Origin of the sequence: Clostridium sp. HBUAS56010, assembly GCF_007115105.1 — a bacterium.
Taxonomy (GTDB): domain Bacteria; phylum Bacillota; class Clostridia; order Lachnospirales; family Lachnospiraceae; genus Lacrimispora.
Window position 1 is genome coordinate 135,365 of the sequence record NZ_SULJ01000006.1, and the last position, 18,406, is coordinate 153,770.

Annotated in this window: 22 protein-coding genes, 1 tRNA gene and 1 pseudogene; 8 read left to right on the forward strand and 16 right to left on the reverse strand. The window is 38.9% G+C overall.

Annotation, left to right across the window (positions count from 1 at the left end; all coding sequences use genetic code 11):
- Window positions 1-4: 4 nt before the first annotated feature.
- Genes hemC through hemA form a run of 3 tightly spaced genes read right to left on the reverse strand, consistent with a single transcriptional unit; the run spans window position 5 to window position 2,705 of the window.
- The gene (gene hemC / locus FAY33_RS11260; RefSeq protein WP_143321324.1) at window positions 5-907 is read right to left on the reverse strand and encodes a hydroxymethylbilane synthase; all 903 of its coding nucleotides are present in this window, start codon (window positions 905-907) and stop codon (window positions 5-7) included.
- A complete protein-coding gene (locus tag FAY33_RS11265) occupies window positions 867-1,538 on the reverse strand; it encodes a bifunctional precorrin-2 dehydrogenase/sirohydrochlorin ferrochelatase (RefSeq protein WP_143321325.1) in 672 nt (223 codons plus the stop codon). The genes hemC and FAY33_RS11265 overlap by 41 nt, the downstream gene beginning before the upstream one ends.
- A 3-nt stretch (window positions 1,539-1,541) precedes the next feature.
- A complete protein-coding gene (hemA, locus tag FAY33_RS11270; protein ID WP_243126704.1) occupies window positions 1,542-2,705 on the reverse strand; it encodes a glutamyl-tRNA reductase in 1,164 nt (387 codons plus the stop codon).
- Between the two features lie 157 nt (window positions 2,706-2,862).
- On the opposite strand from hemA, the gene FAY33_RS11275 reads away from it, so the two are divergent.
- Window positions 2,863-3,357 (forward strand): GNAT family N-acetyltransferase, encoded by a 495-nt coding sequence (locus FAY33_RS11275; RefSeq protein WP_143321326.1) that lies wholly within the window; start codon window positions 2,863-2,865, stop codon window positions 3,355-3,357.
- A gap of 47 nt (window positions 3,358-3,404) precedes the next feature.
- Here FAY33_RS11275 and FAY33_RS11280 read toward each other — a convergent pair whose 3' ends face one another.
- Genes FAY33_RS11280 through FAY33_RS11290 form a run of 3 tightly spaced genes read right to left on the reverse strand, consistent with a single transcriptional unit; the run spans window position 3,405 to window position 5,630 of the window.
- Window positions 3,405-4,127 carry an amino acid ABC transporter ATP-binding protein gene (locus FAY33_RS11280; protein WP_185967601.1) on the reverse strand — a complete coding sequence of 241 codons (723 nt, stop codon included), beginning with the start codon at window positions 4,125-4,127 and terminating at the stop codon, window positions 3,405-3,407.
- Window positions 4,128-4,143: 16 nt separating this feature from the next.
- A complete protein-coding gene (locus FAY33_RS11285) occupies window positions 4,144-4,836 on the reverse strand; it encodes an amino acid ABC transporter permease (protein ID WP_143321328.1) in 693 nt (230 codons plus the stop codon).
- 17 nt (window positions 4,837-4,853) lie between these two features.
- Window positions 4,854-5,630, reverse strand: coding sequence for a basic amino acid ABC transporter substrate-binding protein (locus FAY33_RS11290; protein WP_143321329.1), 777 nt, complete (start codon window positions 5,628-5,630; stop codon window positions 4,854-4,856).
- Between the two features lie 208 nt (window positions 5,631-5,838).
- Between FAY33_RS11290 and FAY33_RS11295 the strand changes: the two genes are divergently transcribed.
- Genes FAY33_RS11295 through FAY33_RS11305 form a run of 3 tightly spaced genes read left to right on the forward strand, consistent with a single transcriptional unit; the run spans window position 5,839 to window position 8,349 of the window.
- A complete protein-coding gene (locus FAY33_RS11295; protein ID WP_143321330.1) occupies window positions 5,839-6,615 on the forward strand; it encodes a YwaF family protein in 777 nt (258 codons plus the stop codon).
- A gap of 36 nt (window positions 6,616-6,651) precedes the next feature.
- Entirely contained in the window at window positions 6,652-7,080 is a 429-nt protein-coding gene (locus tag FAY33_RS11300) for a C-GCAxxG-C-C family protein (protein ID WP_143321331.1), read from the forward strand.
- A gap of 3 nt (window positions 7,081-7,083) precedes the next feature.
- Window positions 7,084-8,349, forward strand: a complete 1,266-nt coding sequence (locus FAY33_RS11305) for an AI-2E family transporter (RefSeq protein ID WP_143321332.1) — start codon at window positions 7,084-7,086, stop codon at window positions 8,347-8,349.
- 57 nt (window positions 8,350-8,406) lie between these two features.
- Here FAY33_RS11305 and FAY33_RS11310 read toward each other — a convergent pair whose 3' ends face one another.
- The 3 genes from FAY33_RS11310 to FAY33_RS11320 form a co-directional block, all read right to left on the reverse strand.
- A complete protein-coding gene (locus FAY33_RS11310; protein ID WP_143321333.1) occupies window positions 8,407-9,141 on the reverse strand; it encodes a peptidoglycan recognition family protein in 735 nt (244 codons plus the stop codon).
- 93 nt (window positions 9,142-9,234) lie between these two features.
- Complete coding sequence (locus FAY33_RS11315; protein ID WP_143321334.1) at window positions 9,235-10,809, reverse strand: ClC family H(+)/Cl(-) exchange transporter; 1,575 nt, start codon at window positions 10,807-10,809, stop codon at window positions 9,235-9,237.
- Window positions 10,810-10,976: 167 nt separating this feature from the next.
- Window positions 10,977-11,294: an HPr family phosphocarrier protein gene (locus FAY33_RS11320; RefSeq protein ID WP_243126705.1), complete on the reverse strand. Its 318-nt coding sequence runs from the start codon at window positions 11,292-11,294 to the stop codon at window positions 10,977-10,979.
- A gap of 154 nt (window positions 11,295-11,448) precedes the next feature.
- Between FAY33_RS11320 and FAY33_RS11325 the strand changes: the two genes are divergently transcribed.
- A tRNA-Ser gene (locus FAY33_RS11325) sits at window positions 11,449-11,537 on the forward strand.
- A 253-nt stretch (window positions 11,538-11,790) separates the two neighbouring features.
- Here the strand turns inward: FAY33_RS11325 and FAY33_RS11330 are convergent.
- Window positions 11,791-12,468, reverse strand: a complete 678-nt coding sequence (locus FAY33_RS11330) for a flavodoxin family protein (protein ID WP_143321335.1) — start codon at window positions 12,466-12,468, stop codon at window positions 11,791-11,793.
- Window positions 12,469-12,669: 201 nt separating this feature from the next.
- Here FAY33_RS11330 and FAY33_RS11335 point away from each other — a divergent pair, with 201 nt between their 5' ends.
- Window positions 12,670-13,233 carry a TetR/AcrR family transcriptional regulator gene (locus FAY33_RS11335; protein WP_143321336.1) on the forward strand — a complete coding sequence of 188 codons (564 nt, stop codon included), beginning with the start codon at window positions 12,670-12,672 and terminating at the stop codon, window positions 13,231-13,233.
- Window positions 13,234-13,480: 247 nt separating this feature from the next.
- On the opposite strand, the gene FAY33_RS11345 is transcribed toward FAY33_RS11335, so the two are convergent.
- From FAY33_RS11345 to FAY33_RS19925, 3 genes and pseudogenes are all read right to left on the reverse strand, one after another.
- Window positions 13,481-14,170, reverse strand: a complete 690-nt coding sequence (locus FAY33_RS11345) for a M23 family metallopeptidase (protein ID WP_143321338.1) — start codon at window positions 14,168-14,170, stop codon at window positions 13,481-13,483.
- 124 nt (window positions 14,171-14,294) lie between these two features.
- The gene (locus FAY33_RS11350) at window positions 14,295-14,924 is read right to left on the reverse strand and encodes a TetR/AcrR family transcriptional regulator (RefSeq protein ID WP_143321339.1); all 630 of its coding nucleotides are present in this window, start codon (window positions 14,922-14,924) and stop codon (window positions 14,295-14,297) included.
- 233 nt (window positions 14,925-15,157) lie between these two features.
- Window positions 15,158-15,355 (reverse strand): annotated as a pseudogene (locus FAY33_RS19925) (type VI secretion protein); the annotation flags it as partial.
- A gap of 200 nt (window positions 15,356-15,555) precedes the next feature.
- On the opposite strand from FAY33_RS19925, the gene FAY33_RS11360 reads away from it, so the two are divergent.
- Both FAY33_RS11360 and FAY33_RS20075 read left to right on the forward strand, forming a co-directional pair.
- On the forward strand, window positions 15,556-15,930 hold the full coding sequence (locus FAY33_RS11360) for a GNAT family N-acetyltransferase (RefSeq protein ID WP_347562686.1): 375 nt from the start codon (window positions 15,556-15,558) through the stop codon (window positions 15,928-15,930).
- Window positions 15,931-16,051: 121 nt separating this feature from the next.
- The gene (locus tag FAY33_RS20075) at window positions 16,052-16,174 is read left to right on the forward strand and encodes a hypothetical protein (RefSeq protein ID WP_279231870.1); all 123 of its coding nucleotides are present in this window, start codon (window positions 16,052-16,054) and stop codon (window positions 16,172-16,174) included.
- Window positions 16,175-16,410: 236 nt separating this feature from the next.
- On the opposite strand, the gene rpmI is transcribed toward FAY33_RS20075, so the two are convergent.
- The 3 genes from rpmI to FAY33_RS11380 form a co-directional block, all read right to left on the reverse strand.
- Complete coding sequence (gene rpmI, locus FAY33_RS11370; RefSeq protein WP_143321340.1) at window positions 16,411-16,605, reverse strand: 50S ribosomal protein L35; 195 nt, start codon at window positions 16,603-16,605, stop codon at window positions 16,411-16,413.
- A complete protein-coding gene (locus tag FAY33_RS11375; protein ID WP_143321341.1) occupies window positions 16,593-17,195 on the reverse strand; it encodes a DUF1062 domain-containing protein in 603 nt (200 codons plus the stop codon). The genes rpmI and FAY33_RS11375 overlap by 13 nt, the downstream gene beginning before the upstream one ends.
- Window positions 17,196-17,435: 240 nt before the next feature.
- Window positions 17,436-18,269 (reverse strand): AraC family transcriptional regulator, encoded by an 834-nt coding sequence (locus FAY33_RS11380; RefSeq protein WP_143321342.1) that lies wholly within the window; start codon window positions 18,267-18,269, stop codon window positions 17,436-17,438.
- Between the last annotated feature and the right edge of the window lie 137 nt (window positions 18,270-18,406).

Sequence of the window (18,406 nt, forward strand, 5' to 3'; positions counted from 1 at the left end):
CCTTTTATAAAAGACCGTCAGCGGCTTGTTCTGCCAGTTGATCCAGTTCATCTATACTTCCTGTCAGGTGAATCTTCTTTGTCTCTTCCCCTCTTTTGCTGATTCCAAAGACTTCCATCGTTTCCTCCACAATCCTTGCATACACTCCAACAGGTTCATGACAGCCTGCATTTAACAGCCGTAATATGCTCCGCTCCAAAGAAAGACACGTTCTTGTCTCCTCGTGATCCACAAGTTTATAGACCGGTTTCAGATCTGCATTTACACAGCCTTCTACTGCCAGGATTCCCTGTCCTCCTGCGGGAATAAATGATTCACAGTCAAAACAATGGTAATGGAAACGCTGATCTTCCCAAAGCCCCAGCCGTTTCAGTCCTGCCGCCGCAAGTAGAATTCCATCGTAATTCCCCTCCTCCAGTTTTCTAAGACGGGTCTGGACATTCCCCCGTAAATTTTCACAGCGGACCGTTACGTCCGGCCAAAGACGTTTTCCTAACTCCTCAATCTGGATCTTTCTCCTTAAACTGGAGGTTCCTATGACAAATTCCTTTTTTCCGGATAAGGTGCTGCTGGAACGAGTGACTAAAACATCTCTGGGATCTTCTCTTTCAAGAACAGCCACAATATCCAGCCCCTCTTCCAGTTCCATGGGCATATCTTTTGCGCTGTGAACAGCCAGATCAATCTCACCACGCAAAAGGGCCTGCTCAAATTCCGTCACGAACACGCCCTTTCCCCCAAATTCCAGAAGAGGCTTATCAAGAATCCGGTCCCCTTCTGTTTGCTTTAATACCAGTTCTGTTTTAATCCCTTTTCCAGTTCTAGAAAGAGCGTCAGCCACCAGTCTGGTCTGAACAACCGCCAGCTCACTTCTCCTGGTTCCGATGCGTATGGTTTGTTCCTTCATCTTCTGCAAGTTTCCTCTCTATCAGCTCATTTGCCTGTTCTCTGGTATAAGTTCCTCCCTGCCGGATTCCCTCTTCCACCATGGTTTTAAATATATCCGTCCGTACAGAAACATCTGCCACTTTCTCCTTTACAATCTCCCGGTAAGACTTCAGCTGCTGTGCCAGATCGCCAAATCCTTCTGGAACAGCCTGTTTGAATTTCCGTTTTAAGTACTGGGCAATGGTAGGGGAACTGCCTCCTGTAGAAATGCCTATGGTAATGTTCTTTTCTTTGATCAAAGCGGGAAAAATAAAACTGCATTCTTCCTGAACATCCACAACGTTAACAGGCATGTTCCTTTCTTTGCAAAGAGAAGAGATCTTCCGGTTTAGTGCTTCATCTCCGGTGGCAGCTATGGCAAAATCCATTCCTTCCAGATCCGATGCTTCAAACTTCCGGTAATCTAGCTGAAGCTTTCCACCGGATTCATGATCAAGTTCTTCCAAAGAAGATAGAATCTCCGGAGCAACTACCTTTATCACTGGTCCGTACTCCATCAGAACACACACCTTCCGGTATGCAACCATTCCTCCTCCTGCAATCAGACAATTCTTTCCCTCCAGATCCACAAAAAACGGAAAATAAGCCACAACTTACCCCTCCTTTATCCACTGCTCCAGCCCGTCAAGGGTTCGGAGCACCACTTTTAAATCCTCACTGTTTACGTGATCCCTGATCTGAAATAACAGAGTATCCAGACCTTTTTTTCCAAAAGCTTCCTGTAATTCATTCATACGGTGGATATAAGGATGAAAGACCACTTCCTTAATTGCTCCATCCAGATCCTCTTCCATAATCGCTTTTGCCCGGTCCAGTTCCTTTAACTTGATCTTTGTATTATTCTTAGAAAGGGTATCAAAATAATCAATATCATAAAGGGTGATCCCATAAAGTTCTTTGATCAAAGGGTCCATATCAACGGGAACTGCCACATCTATAAATAACCGCTTCCGATCCTTTGAAAGGGCATTGGAAAGTTCTTCTTTTGTCACTGTATAATGGGGGCCTGATGTGGCACTGATTACCACATCCATATCATTCATATATTCGTATCGTTCCTGATAATCCACCACCTTAATCTGGTCACTTTTTACATTGACTGTCAGACAGGAATTATGTCTTCGTACAGTTCCGGTCACTTCCATTCCCGGCTTTGCAATAATATTCCTGGTTATGATGTTTCCTATCTTCCCGCTCATTCCTATGATCATGACCTTTTTTCGATCTGTACCATTGTCAAAGTGAAATACTTCATTGGCAACTAAAGTGGCGATGGATAAGGGAGTCTTAGAAAGATTGGTATTGGTCTTGATCCGCTTGGCGCTGGTCACCGCTTTCTGGAACAGAACATTCATCTCATAATCAACGGCTTTGTGTTCTTTTGACAACTGGTAAGCATCTTTTACCTGGCCAAGAATCTCATCTTCTCCAAGTACCATAGAATCAAATCCACAGGTAACTTTAAAAAGATGGGCAATTGCAGTCTCTCCACTATAAATATTTAAGTATTTTAACAGTTCTTCCAGACGGATTGTTTTATAATCTGCGATCTCCTGCTGCAGTTCTCCAATGGCATCTCTGGTTCCGGATACATAAACTTCACTGCGGTTGCAGGTACAAAGAATCACAATACCGGTGATTGATTCTTTTTGTAAAATCCGTTCCATAAATTCCTTCTTTTCTGCTTCGTGAAACGCAAATCGCTCACGAATCTCCACAGGAGCCTTTTTGTGACTCACACTCATACAGTACATCATTTTCTTTCAGCCTTCTTACTATTTTTCTCTCAATACAGATAAACTCTTCCCTATTCTAACATAATTTTACAAAAAAGGGCAATGATTGTTCGCATGAACAATTGCATTTCCGGATGGTTATGATATAATAAGTAAAATTTAAAGGAGAAGAAAGCAAATGATAATCAGACAGGCAGTCCCGGAAGATGCCGGAGAGTTTTTAGAACTGCTTCGACAGTTGGATCATGAAACACAATTTATGATGATGGAGCCTGGAGAACGAACTTCCACTTCTGACGACCTAAGAAACCAGATCATTAATCTGAGAAACTCTGGTTCTGTACTTTTGCTTCTTTTTGAAGGGACCCATGCCGCAGGATTTCTCTCCGCTCAGCGCAATACACCTGCACGTATGAGACACTCAGCCTATCTTGCCATGGGAATCCGACAGGAATATAGGAGAAAAGGATATGGGGAATGCTTATTGAAAGAACTCTTTTGCTGGGCAGAAAAAGAAAATGTTACAAGACTGGAACTAACGGTTATGACTCATAACCAGACAGCATTGCATCTGTATCAGAAAATGGGATTTCAGATAGAAGGAACTCTGATCCGTTCCATGCGCATCAGAGATTCATGGGTGGATCAATACTCCATGGCAAAACTTTTTTAAACTGAAAACAGAGAATGCTCCCAGGGTTAACCACCGGGAGCATTCTTTTATAATACTTTACTTAAAAATAATTTTAACCTGTCATTGCGTGGACCTGCAAAGAATTCCGCCGGATTATTCTCTTCCAGAAAATATCCGCCGTCCATGAACATAACACGGGTTGCCACTTCTCTTGCAAACCCCATCTCATGGGTAACAACCACCATGGTCATCTTCTCTTCTGCCAGTTCCCTCATAACACTTAAAACTTCCCCTACCATCTCAGGATCAAGGGCGGAAGTTGGTTCATCAAAGAGCATAACATCGGGATTCATGCACAAAGCACGAACAATGGCAATACGCTGTTTCTGACCGCCGGAAAGCTGGTTGGGATACGCATCAGCTCTATCCTTTAATCCGACTTTATCAAGTAATCTTAAAGCCTGTTCTTCTGCTTCTTTACGGCTTTGCCCCTGCAGCTTCATAGGTGCAAGAGTCAGATTATTTAAAATTGTCATATGAGGGAATAAATTAAATTGCTGAAATACCATTCCCATCTTCTGGCGGTGCTTGTCAATATCAGTCTTCTTATCCACAATGTCCACACCTTCAAAGAGAATGTGTCCGCCAGAAGGTTCTTCCAAACGGTTTAAACAGCGAAGGAATGTACTCTTGCCTGAACCGGATGGTCCTATGACACAGATGACATCACCCTTATAAACGTCAACAGATATATCTTTTAAAACTTCCAGATCTCCAAACTTTTTTCCAAGGTTCTGTACCTGGATCAGCGGGTTGTTTGTCTTTTCATCGCTCACTTTTCCTCAGCCTCCTCTCCAGTAACTTCACAAGGTGGGAAAATACCATAACCATGACCAGATAAATAGCAGCCACGGAAAGCAGAGGCATAAAGGCAGAATAAGTCCTGCTTTTGATAATGTCGCCGCCTTTTGTCAGATCCTGCAGTCCTATGTATCCTGCAACAGATGTTTCCTTTAAAAGTACAATAAATTCATTCGCCAGTGTGGGAACCACATTTTTAAAAGCCTGAGGCATGATAATGAACCACATGGTCTGGGCATAATTAAAGCCCAGGCTGCGTCCTGCCTCAAACTGTCCCTTCTCAATGGAACTGATTCCGCTTCGGAAAATCTCCGCCACATAGGCACCGGAGTTAATTCCGAATGCCAGAATAGCTGTAAAGACCTGTCCAAAATCATGGAACGAAAAAATTACGAAATACATGATCATAAGCTGTACAACTACTGGCGTTCCCCGGATAATTGTTAAGTATACGGTGCAGATAGCATTTAAAATTTTTAACTTATGAGTATTCTCATAAGTGGAACGAATCATTGCAACCAGAAATCCCAGCACAATTCCGATCATTACTGCAAAAAACGTAATCTTTAACGTGTTCTGCAAACCGTCCGTAATATACTTCCAACGGTCGTCCGTGATAAAATTCAGGTAAAAATCATCTTTTAGCTTTTCCCACATGGCTCTCTTTCCTTCTCTTATTCTGCAGTAATATACTTATCTATAATCTTCTGCAGTTCTCCGGATTCCTTTAATTCCTTAATGGCTCCGTTTATCTTTTCTACTAACTCGGTATTTCCCTTTTTCACTGCAATTGCGTATTCTTCTTCGGTAAAGGCTTCGTCAAGAACCTTTAATCCAGCGTTGTCTTTTACAAATACCTTTGCAGGTTCACGGTCAATGATGACTGCATCAATCTTACCTTGTGTCAGAGCCATAACCGCATCCATGCCCTTATTATAACGGTCCACTGTGGCATCTTTAATATCATCTGCGTAAATATCTCCGGTGGTTCCAGTCTGAACTCCAACTTTTTTCCCTTCTAATTCATCGGGAGTCTTGATCTCACTGTCCTCTTTTACAATGATTACCTGTGCTGCTTCCGCATAAGTATCTGTAAAGTCCACATTCTTCTTGCGGTCTTCACTGACGGTCATGCCAGCCGCTGTAAAGTCTGCCTTACCAGACTGAACAGCAGGAATCAGGGAATCAAATGCCATATCCTTAATCTCCAGCTCCACGCCTATTTTATCTGCAATGGCTTTCGCAATGTCTGCATCAATTCCTACAATCTCGTTATTATCATGAAATTCATAGGGTGGAAATTCTGCATTGGTTACCATAACCAGCTTCTCACTGGAAGTTTTGTTCTCTGCTGCCGGTGTTGTCTCTGTCTTTGCCTGTGTTCCGCCACATGCTGTTAAAATCGCTGCCATACAGATGGCTGCCGCAAGCACTATTCCATTCTTCTTCATAATGATTCCTCCTTGATATGCACAAATTTGCATAATTATAAAATCAGGTATTAGATATACATTATATAATATTTTCGGAATTAATCAAGTACTTCCCCGTAAGAAAAGGCTTAATTTATACAGGAAATCATTTGCCTTGCATGTTTTTTGCCCATCCGATATAATATAATTTAAATCAGAAGCAAGAAAGAAATGAAGGTAATAATTGATGAAAGAATTTCTTTTGAAAACAGCATGGCCCATGAATCCGCCTGTACCTTATTCCCTGTTTCATATTCTGTTTACTGCCCTGGGGCTGATTGCCGTCGTTTTACTGGCTTATTATACAAAGCGAAGAATAAATAATCAAAAACTTCCCATACTGCTTTCAGGCTGCGGCATCATTCTTGCAGGAGCAGAGATATGGAAACAGTTATTTTTATATTACATTGTCAATGGGCAGACCTACAACTGGTGGTATTTTCCATTTCAGCTTTGCAGCCTTCCCATGTATTTCTGTCTTCTGCTCCCTTTTATAAAAAGAAATAGCCGGAAAAGAAAGTTATATACCTTTATGCAGGACTTTAATCTGCTGGGAGGGGTTATGGCTCTGGCAGAACCTACGGGATTGTTCCAGCCTTACTGGATGCTGACGCTTCACGGGCTGTTCTGGCACCTGCTGTTAATCTATATCGGACTGATTATCGCTTTTTCCCGCTGTTCCGATACAACATGGAAAGGATTTGTGGAGACTCTGCCCTTGTTTTTATTCTGCTGCATCGTTGCTTCTGTAATTAACCGTACAGCCAGGCCTTTAGGGCAGGCGGATATGTTTTATATTTCCCCATATTACCCTTCTGCCCAGATCGTTTTCCATGAGATTGCTGTGACTTATGGCATAAGAGCAGGAAATGCAGTGTATCTGTGTGCCACCTGCCTGGGAGGATTTATTTTTCACAGTATTTTCAACCGAATTCATCTGCGTTCAATCCGGATGGCATCGTAATGCAATTCTATTATAGCACTGAGGAGGAAGATTCACATGACAGAAACAACAACAGAAAAAAGAGTGAAAGAGGCTTTAAACAAACATGCAATGGGTTATAACTGCGCACAGGCAGTATCCTGTGCATTTCTTGATAAAACAGACTTAAACGAGGAAACTCTGTTTCGCATTACAGAAGGCATGGGACTTGGAATGGGGAATATGGAGGGAACCTGCGGAGCCATTGCTGTTGCTTCCATTCTTTCCGGTTTAAAAAACAGTACCGCCAATCTGGAAAGCCCTGATTCAAAAAAGAGCACATACCAGATCTCCAGACAATGCTTATCCGATTTTAAAGAACAAAACGGCAGCGTAATCTGTAAAGATTTAAAAGGGATTGAGACTGGAACCGTTCTTCGCCCCTGCAATGACTGTATTGCAGATGCAGTGAAGATCATTCATGCAAATCTTTATGGAGCGGAATAATCCGTGGCATATGAAGGCTATAATCTTATTATAGCTTCACGGCTTGTCTCAAAGCTGTCTCGTTCAACGATTGGAACCGTAAATGTTAACACCAGGGTCAGGAGGTTTATTATTTTAAATTTATTAAAGAAAACAACAACCAAACGTTTTTTATCCCGATTGCTATTGGCAATTTTGGTCATTATCTCATATAAACTGATTATGCACATGGCTGAGGTTATAACATGGCTGAAAGCGGGTTTTAAGATTTTAACCCCATTTTTATATGGATTTGTCATTGCATATCTGTTAAATATGCCCTGTTCCGCTTTGGAACGATATCTAAAAAAAGCAAACGGGAATTTCTTAAAGAGAAGAGCAAGAGGAATCAGTGTTCTAATTGTGTATATTTTACTAATTATTATTATTGTTGTAACAATTAACACTATCATTCCTTCACTACAGAGAAATATATCCGATTTTATTTTGAACTTTAATACTTACTATAATAATGCAGTAGAGGCAATCAAACAGCTTCCTCTTGAAAATACCGAAGAACTGGATCTGTTTTTTACCACACTGCTAAACAAAGTCAGCTTGAAATCTTTACTGGAAACCATTGGTTTTACCAACATTGTCACATCAATGAATGTGATTTTTGGTTTTACTTCCGTGATCTTCAACGGGATTATCGCCATTATTTCTTCTATCTACCTGTTGCTGGAAACACACAATGCGAAAAAATATGTGATTCATCTGACTGAAATCTTTTTGTCTGAACGAACGAAAAAAGTGGTATTCCGGTATAGCCAGATAATAAGTGACAGTTTTAAGAAGTTCATCTCCTGTCAGCTTCTGGATTCCTGTATTCTGGGTGTTATCACAACGATTGAATTTACCATACTGGGTTCCAGACATGCTATGGCGCTTGGGGTCATGCTTGCTGTTTTAAACATTATTCCCTATTTTGGATCTATCTTTGGAACCATCATTGCCATCCTTGTGATTGCCAGCACCAACGGCATTGGAACCGGACTTGCAACTGCAGTGGTTCTGCTTATCACCCAGCAGATCGACGCCAATGTGATCCAGCCAAAACTTATGGGCAATTCTTTTTCTTTAAGTCCTGCTTTAATTGTAATCGGCATTTCCATCGGCGGAGCTGTGGCAGGAGTATGGGGCATGATTGTCGCCATCCCTATTATAAATATTATAAAACAGATTACCGATGATATTATTAAAGCAAGGGAAAATTATCTCTTGGAATCCTCTCTGCAAAAGGAAGAATAAATTTCTTTTTAAAACAGCAATCAGCCGTCACATTCCTGTGGCGGCTGATTGTTGGTTTTATTCCAATTCCTTCATTTCTTTTCTTGCCTTTTTCACATCCTGCAGGAACAGCTCCCACTGATCTTCATGAGCCACAAAATATCTGGGACAATCCTTGCCTGTGGCATCATAATGACGAATGACATCTTTTTCCGTAAGCTTCAGATTGTTACATAACCATGCGGTAAACTGAACCAGAGAACCATATGTATCTTCATTAAACTTGCCGGTTTCATCGGGATGACAGCATTCAATGGATACCGTATTCACATTTTTCTCTTTTGAAGTGGCATATGCCATCTCATAAAGAGGAATTCCCTGAACAATCTCTCCTTCCAGCCCAATTATAAAATGACTGCTTGCGGATATTTTTTTCTCTCCGGTCTGATCCTTTAAACTATCAAAATACGCCATGTTCTGCCTGGCGGTAGTTCCTGGATTGGCTACATAGTGAATGACAATTTCTTTAATCTCTGTCATCTCTGTCTGAGGTCTGGAATAACGGTTCGGGGTGATGAATTCCTGACTCACCCACTCCGGCATCTTAACCTTCTTTAAATCCACATAATTGTACTGAAATATAAAACTTATCCCCATTAACAGTACAGCCAGGGCAACTGTCAGCATCAACACATTTCTTACTATGTATATAATTCGTTTTCGTTGTTGTCTTTTTTTGTACTTTCTTCGCCGCTCTCTTTCACGATTTCGTTGTTCGAGCGTTTCATTGTTTTTCTTCGTCTGTCTTTCCATGCCATAAACTCCTGCTCTGCCTTTCTAACAGTTTACGTCTGTTTGTAGGAAAAAGTCAACTAAAAGACAGGATTCCTGCTGTATTCATATTTTTTATTCTATCTTCACAGTTTCGCACACCTCTTCTATAACATCATGAAGCTTTTTTTCAACGGATTCATCACACAAAACTACAATCTTATCTCCTGCTGTCAAGGTTGTTTCCCCTGTTGGAACAAATTCTCCATCATTTCTCATAAGCGACACCAAAAGACAAGACACCGGCCAGAAAATTTCAGAAACCTTTCTCCCTTCTGCGTGACTTCCGTGATAAATCATTCCTTCTACCAGAACTTTATTTCCTGAGCAGATATTTTTTCTCTCAGGATTTAACTTTTTAAGAAGGCGATGAAGAAGCTGATCGTAAACAGGAGCACAATGGACCATGTCCGGAATCACATAAGCAACTAATGACACAATAGACAGCGTCAGCAAGTGCGAAAATCCCCCTGTCATTTCACTAATCAGAATAATTCCCGTAATCGGGGCTCGGACGATGGCAGAAAAATATCCAGCCATCCCCAGTATAATAAAATTGCTCAATAGACCATTTAGTGAGCCTGTCATCTGATTTACAATCTGAAAATAAATATTTCCAATTACAGCTCCCAGAACCAGAAGGGGCAAAAATATTCCTCCTGGTGCACCGGAACCAAAGCTTATCATGGAAAAACTGAATTTCAATATAAAAAGGATGCAGAGTGCACCTGCCATTATAGATTCTGATGTCAGACTTTCAACTAAGGAATGACCTCCTCCCAAGATAACAGGATAAGTAAAACCAAAGATGCCAGCAAGCAAAAACGGTATAAAAATCCGGACAGTACCATTCGAAATTTTTTGAAATAAATCCTGAGTTTTTGAAAGACAGGTATTGTAAACAATTCCCATTCCTCCAAGAATGAAACCAAATAATATTACATGGCCATAGGTGCTTAAAGGCATCATCTGAGTAATCTGAAAATGAAAGACAGGTTGTAGTCCAAAGACATTTCTCGAAACAAAATCTGCGGTAATTGAAGCTGCCATGGTTGATAGCAGTACTTCTGCCGAAAAATGTTTATGTATTTCTTCCAGGGAAAACAGGACTCCTGCAATGGGCGCATTAAAGGCGGCGGAAAGGCCTGCACTGGCTCCGCAGGTGATCAGAAGTTTTTCTTCGGTCCTTGCCCTTTTTGTTATCCGTGAAAAGCCCTTAGCTGCCATGGCTCCCAACTGAATGCTTGGACCCTCTCTGCCCAGGGACAAACCAGAACCAATCGACAAGAGTCCGCCGCTAAGTTTTGCTAAAAGTATTTTCCACCAGCAGGGATCCAGTTCTCCAATCATCTCTCCCTCCACCTGCGGTATGCCGCTTCCCGAAATAAAGGATTCCCATTTTAAAAGCCCAGCCACAACCATTGCCATTGCCGCCAGGCAGAAAAACCATATAGGAATTACCCATAAATGAGTTTTTCCATAAGCCAGTCCCGACCGAAGCATTTGATCTGCACAGGTTAATAAATATCGAAAAAGCACTACCACAGCTCCAGAAACAGCTCCTGTGGCGATTCCTTCCAATATTAGCACATAGCGAAAAGTTCGAAAATGATGTATGGTGTTTTTTATGGAATGATCTTCTTCCTGCATTACGAATCCTCCTGTTTCATTTATTACTTTGGTACATTTTCTACGTAGACAATTTAAAATTATATTCCTAATTATTACAGTTTGCAAGGAAAAGCAAAAACAAAAAAGCCAGTCTCGTTTTAATAAATAAAACAACACTGACCTGTATTCGAAAAATAATCTGTATGCTAAGCAACGTTTCCCACCAGTTCTTCCGGGCAGGCGGCTTCATTATGACAGATGATTTCCACCTGTCTTCCGATGCCAATGACCATAACTCCCATAAGAGACTTGCCATCTATAACCAAATGGTTATAGATAACATCAATTTGAAAATCGCACTTTTCTGCTCTTCCAACAAATGCAACCAACTCTTCTACCGTAGAAAATGTGTACGTTATATTCCGCATCTGGCACCTCTTTTCATGAACGATTTTGGTTTTTTTAATTCTATCAAGTCCAAACAAATGGGTAATCGGTTTATAATATGTAGATTTTGTATTCATCTCTATTATTTCCATAGTATAGAAATTTATTCCCCAAAAATATGAATTTTTCATGAAAAGCACTACCCAAAATCATTATCATCGTGTATAATCATATGGTTCACTCTTTTATAGAACAAGCATTGGTGCTTTGTAATGGATAAGCGTCAGTCCTGGAGAAGTATCGAAGTGGTTGTAACGAGCCGCACTCGAAATGCGGTTGTCCGCAAGGGCACGTGGGTTCGAATCCCACCTTCTCCGCCACAAACCCGCACAGGGACACGCTCTGTGGGGGTTTTCCTTTACTCTTTTTGCTCTTTGTGGGCGGCTTTTTCTCGCTTTCTTCTTTCTGCGGCTCTGCTTTTTTAGGCTGTAACGCCTTGTGACGCAAATCATGGAAACGAATGCCATTGGAAGGCCCTTAAAAGCGCGCATTTAACCAACCTCTACATAATCGGTTGGATTATCGGCAGTTTAATTCAAATCGTAATATTTTGCTATTGGTCGACCAAGTATTTTATGAAATTAATCCTTTGTCTGTCCATCGATCTATAATACCTTTATATCGTGCTTTATTTCTAATAGCATGTGGCCTTAATATAAAATGAAACGCTATATAATTTAATATCCCCCCTCCTAATTTGTGTTTTACATTACATAAATCTTTATAAAATTGTCCTGTTATTACTTTTAATTTGTGAGTTGTTTTACTATCAATTTCATTCTTATTGTGTTCCACCTTAATTTTTAATGAACCGCTTATATGTCCCCCAGACACCTTAACTAATTTTTTTAGAATTGATAAAGCTGCGCCTCCTTCGGCATTTTCATAAGTAGTAAGTGTTATGCAGGGTTTGTTTTTTAAAAGCTGTTCAACCAGCAAATGAGCTCGATCTACAAATACTTTGAATTGTCCTGAAACATTACTACCATAGGTAGGGCTACCAAAAATAACTCCGTCACTATTTTCTATTTTTTTGCTAATATCCTCTATGCCGTCTTCTTTTATATGACAAAAGCCTGTTCGATAACAACTTAAACACCCATCACAGAATCTTGGCTTTATTTCCCCCAGATTATAAAAATAAATCTGAATGGAATTATCGGTAAGCATAAGATTCTCTTTCATCATACTCAATATTTTGCCAGTAGCCCCTTTAACCCTAGGACTTCCATTAATAATTACTATTATCATAATAAATCCTCCTATTATGTCTTGAATATATTTCCAATGTCTTGTTAATGGTGCGGCACATAATTGTCACATGTGAGATTAATGTCACACTTGTGCCATCCGTTTGTTTTAAGTATAATAGATGTGAATAACCAAGGTCAATAGTTTTGAATTAAGTGCTACATTTCAAACACAAACGTGACATTTATAAGGAGCTAATATATGACACAAAAAACGAATCCTCTTATCATAAAATCTCAAAAATGGCTGGTAGATGCTTTGTTAAGCTTAATGAAACAAAAAGCTTTTAACCAAATTACTATAAAGGAAATTGCAGAGAAGGCTGAACTTGACCGCAGAACATTCTATCGGCATTTCTCTTCTAAGGAAGATATATTAAACCATTATATTGACAATCTATACAAAGAATATCTCTCCGACCTTACCAAAGCACCTGAACTTACGGTTTACTCTATTTCAAAAATATATTTTGAATTTTGGGAGAACCATCTTGATTTTTTATTAATTATAATTCAAAATCATTTGCATTCTTTTTTATTAAGCAAATACAATGAATATTTACCACAGATTTACAATTCGTTTGAAACTGGGAAACCTTTATCAACAAATTCGATTCCCTTTCAATATGCTCTTGCTTTTAAATCAGGTGGTTTTTGGAACATATTATTTGAATGGGCTAAAAATGGTGCAATGCAGAAACCTCATGAAATGGCAAATATAGTTTTTAAGCTGGTAGGGAATAACTTAATGGAATTAGCAGATTAACGAAGCTGATAACAGGTAAAAACTACCCCAAACCCGGCTTTTGTTGCGTCATTTCGCTGACGCTCATTCCTTATTTTACTTCGGGCCACTTGGCCCGAAGTTCCCTAAACGCTCAAAGTGTAACAAGTTTTGCAATGTGTTTTAAGAGTTCCGAATATTGTTTCCATAGCTCTGCATAGCCACGAGTTTTATTTCCACATATAGGACATAAAACCCATTGAATTTCATTCATAGCTCCCCCCATTATCTAATTGTATTTTATGTGGTCTTTATCAGTCGGAATACCATTAATTACCGTTTTCCAAGTGCCGTTTTGTAACAACTCGTATTCTTCAAAAGCACAGGGCAATCCATTTGCAGTAGCTATGTTACTGCTATCCATGAGTTGAAAATGCAGATGAGGAGCAAAGGAGTTTCCAGAATGACCTACTCTGCCAATAACCTCACCTTTTTTTATATCTTGACCAACTGAAACTTGAATAGACGCTGTTTGAAGATGTACCAATGCAGCATACACATTATCTCCGCATTCTATAATAATGTAGTTACCTGCAACCGATTGAACATCATCTGTTTTGGGGTCGAAATAATGTGCATTTTTATAAGCATTAGCCATATCGGAGCGTAAATTTGTTCGTTCACGTTCTTCATATCCGTCTTGAGCTTGAATAACAGTTCCATCGCAAGGGGAGTATACTTCCTGTTCCCAACAATAGTATTCTTTCAATGGCATTCCATGCAAAAGATATTGTGCTAAACTGCCACGATAAGCAGGAAAGCCAAACCTTTCCCAATCCACTTGGATAAAATCATACGCATATCTTGTTCCTAACTGGTTTGTTCCGTGACTTGGGATTTTTGTCCCCGGGGTGTTGGGCGAAAGCCATTCACCTCTCAGAGGAAATCCTACAATAATTGGGTCTTTCATTTCATTCATTATCCTCCGTTTATTTTTCCATTGATTAAAAGCAGGCACTATTGTGATTGCAAGCAGTAACAACACAAAAATTATAGTCCTATTTCTTTTTCTGATTTTATTGTCATTTGCACTTTGCAGTCCTCTATTCATTACTTGAAGTGTAAAACACTTTTTTTAGTTCATCAAAATATTCATCAAGCGTTTGTAGGATTGTTTGATAATCTATTTCTTGATTCGAGCTATTGTGAATATCAGCTAATATTTGATTTGTAAATCCAATATTAGCCCATAAAATAAATTGCTTGCATTTTTCAACATCCAATCCCTTTCGGAATTTAGTTGTATCCATTGTGTCGAATAACTGGGTACTGCATGATGATAACTTGCTCCTTTTTTTGAGCTCCTCATTTAATTCATCAGAGTTAGTTGTGGCAGAAAGTTTGCTAAACTCAAAAATCCACGGATACAGTTTTAGAAACTTGATTTGAAGAATATATGATTGCCTTAATCTGTCAAAAATATCTTGTTGAAATAAGTCCAATTTTAAGTAATATTCTTTATCAAGCAAGTTAAAAAAATAATCATATACGCACAGGAAAAGTTCCTGTTTCGTACCCACATAATGGAACAATAGTGGTTTGGATATTTCAGCATCTTTTGCAATTATATTTGTGGATGCTTTATCAAATCCTTTTAATGCAAATTCCTTTAAGGCCGCATTCAAAATGGCGTTACGCTTCACTGGTTCTAAAGACATTAGTTTGCTTTTCATAAGTCCAGTCTCCTTTTTGACCTATTAGGTCAATGGTGGTTTTTTTAGCTTTCAACTTTTCTAAAAATAAAATTGCAGAGTTAATATCCTCTAAAAGATACTATTTAAATATCTCTAAAACCTTTTCAAATGTCATAATTTTAATCCATTCCTTTTAATTTTGTTATTATGATTTTTCTTTTAGCACTCCCATCATAGTGGAAGTAAATCATTTTTAAAGGATACGGATGACCATCCTGCAGATTACTTTCAGCCACGACAGTCTGCTGCAAATCAATGGTATTGGATTTGTTCAGCCGGTTTTTATTGGCGGCATTGCTAATGATTTTCTTTTCCTCCACCGCCGTAAGATGGCGGGTATAGATGCGCAGAGTTATGCCGTCCTTTTCTCCCAAGTGGTAGAGGATTGCCTGTTCCTCGGTGGCGGTGGGGATGGGGGCTTTCTTTTTCTTGCCATTGGCGTTTCTTCCTTTCTGGTTTGGATTTGGGGTATAGCAAAAGCTGCCACATTTCGTGACGGCTTGAAGTAAAATGATTCACTTTGATAGAGAAGTGAGGTATAATTATCTTCACAATTAGAAGAACGGTATTCAAAAATACAAGTTATTTATTATGCTTCATAGGAGACCTTATGAAATTAAGAAAATACAAACCGGAGGATTGTGTTGTGTTGGCAGAGCTTTTTTTCACCACCATACACTCCATAAATGCGAAAGATTATACCAAACCTCAGCTTGATGCTTGGGCAACAGGAAATGTAGATATATCTGCTTGGAATAAATCTTTTTTGGATCACAACACAGTTGTTGCGGAAATAAATGGTATTGTTGTCGGCTTCGGTGATATGGACGATAAAGGTTATCTTGATAGACTTTATGTCCATAGGGCTTATCAAAACAAAGGTATTGCAACCGCTGTTACAGATAGTTTGGAGCAGCAGGCCATTCTTGATGGTGTTTCTCTTTTTACCACCCATGCCTCTATTACTGCTAAGCCTTTTTTTTAAAGCGAGGCTATCGTGTCGTCCATGACAATATAGTTGTTCGTAATGATCTAAAACTTACTAATTGCATAATGGAAAAGAACTGTGTGAACGAGCAAGTGAAACAGTTAAGGGGGGGATGACTATGCGTAAAGAAATTGAAATACAAGGTTGTGTAGAAATTCCTAAAAGCCTCTCACTTGATGAGTTTTATGATAAATTTATTGCCTTTATAGAGGCAATAACTGGTCATTTGGCGGTGGAATGAACGAAATCGTTGACGGATTCTATATCAATTCCGATGGAACAAAAGGAAAACAAGTTTTAGATTAATCTGAGGAAAAATAATTTATGGCTCATTACAAATCATGGGCAGGACTCAAAAAACAACTAAATGTTAGGGTCTTGCACCCATCAGATATACGCCCATGCGAGCGAACCATAAGAGAAACGCCCATCTTTTCAGACAGACGTTTTCGGTAATGTGCTGTTTAGAAATTCATTTTATAAATACGGAAGCATCTTCTTTACCGCCGAAATATTCGAATTATCCACATAGGCTGCCGTATGCAATCTTCTTTTTTGTCGATTCGTCTTTCCAGAAGCATTGTGTTGGTTTGCATGTGCCCGTTTTATCTTTCCGCTCTTGGTGAGCTTCACCCGCTTTTTTAAACCACTATGGGTTTTCATTTTTGGCATAACTGTATAGTTTCCTCTCCATAGTTTAATGTGTCTGGAATATTAAATAAAAGGGTAATCTCCTTATTAAGCCTAAGTTTTCGTAACTTTTGTTTTGAAATGGTTGAAACTTTTTCATGTTCAATCAAACTAAGAAGTTCGTTTTGAGACAACTGTAATTTACTTTTTAAAATTACAGACACTTTTACTGGAAAATAATAGTCGCTCCTTATTTGTAATTCCACTGGTTCCGTTACTTTGAAATCTTCACCTATAATTTTGTAGGTAGGAGATTCGACCTCTGCGCCATTCCCCCTGAGAAGTTCATTGTCCATTGCATAATCCTCAGCAAGTACCGCGTCATTTAAATGAAAACGTTCTAATAATTCTCTACTTATGCTATTGGGATTGACACGGGAATAAATGCTTACATTCCAAGTACTATCACATGTTGCACACTTATAAATCAACCAAATGTCCAAAGATTTTTTTTGCGCATTCACACGAAATTGTCCAGAGCTTACATATTCGGTTTTTTTTCCACACTTTTTACAATGATAAACCGCTGGCGGCGGAGAAACACATTGAATATCCCAAACAATTTTTTTCACTATTCTTTCCTTTCTCGAAAGTCTCATATTACAAAGAAAAAACAGGTGGAATTTCACTAAATCCTCTCATACCAAGCCCTCCTTTCTTTATTGCTAAAATTGCATGATGTTTTCCAAGCGTAAAAGCTGGTTGCTTCTAATTTACTACATAAAAAAGAGACTTTCTTCAATTGAATTATCTAACTAAGATAATTCTTATTTTAGAAAAAAGTCTCTTATAATGCTTCTGAATTCTTGCTCTTATCGTATAGGTATGCACAAACTCATAACAACATAGCTGTTGTCCCAGTCAATGTGATGGTACACGTTTATTCCATATCGTTTAACCATTTCATAATTACTTTTAGGAACCCAAATACTAAAAACTCCCTGCAACGCTTCAAAGATATCTTTTATATGCCCTGAATAATGATACACTGCCCATTTACCACCTTCAATTTTCGTCACATTGTCCATGTCTGCGCTTGGATCAATAGTCATGCATATGTCATATATGCACTGTGATAAATCCGTGATGGATGGATCATGATAAAATCGTTCAAGTAAAAGTGTTTTTTCTTTGAAGTGGGATTTGTTTTTATCCAAAAACTTACGCCAATTTTGTGCCAATTCAATATAGTTGCCAATGTGTCGTTCGTAAAGAACGAAAAAATCATCCATTTTTTCTATACGAATGCAAGCATTATAATCTTCAAATGTTTTAAATTTAACACTTTGCCCTGCATGAAACGGAATCTCTTGGCTTGTATTCATAGTGGATTGTCTGAATTTTACTGGAGAAATATTGTGATGTTGACTAAATACAGAACTGTAATTGGAAGAGGTATAACCATAATTAGAAGCTATTTCAGTAATCGTTTTTTTGGGGTTCAACTTCATATCTATGGCGCTCTGGTCGATTTTGCAACGTTTTATAAAAGCGTAAACACTCTCTCCGGTTTCTTCTTTGAATATACGGCTAAAATGATATTTTGAAAAATGGAATTGGTTTGATATATCATCAAGAGTTAATTCTTCGTCTAAATTCCACATAATATAGTCAATAACTTGATTTATAAGTTCTTTTCGTTCCATTCAAACACCCCTTTTTTATTAAAGAAATTATAGCATTACGTTATTCAATTATCAATTGTAATATGATGAAAATAGGCTTGCCGCAAACCGGCAAGCAGGGCAAGTGCACACACACTTGCACATTTTGAAAATTTTCT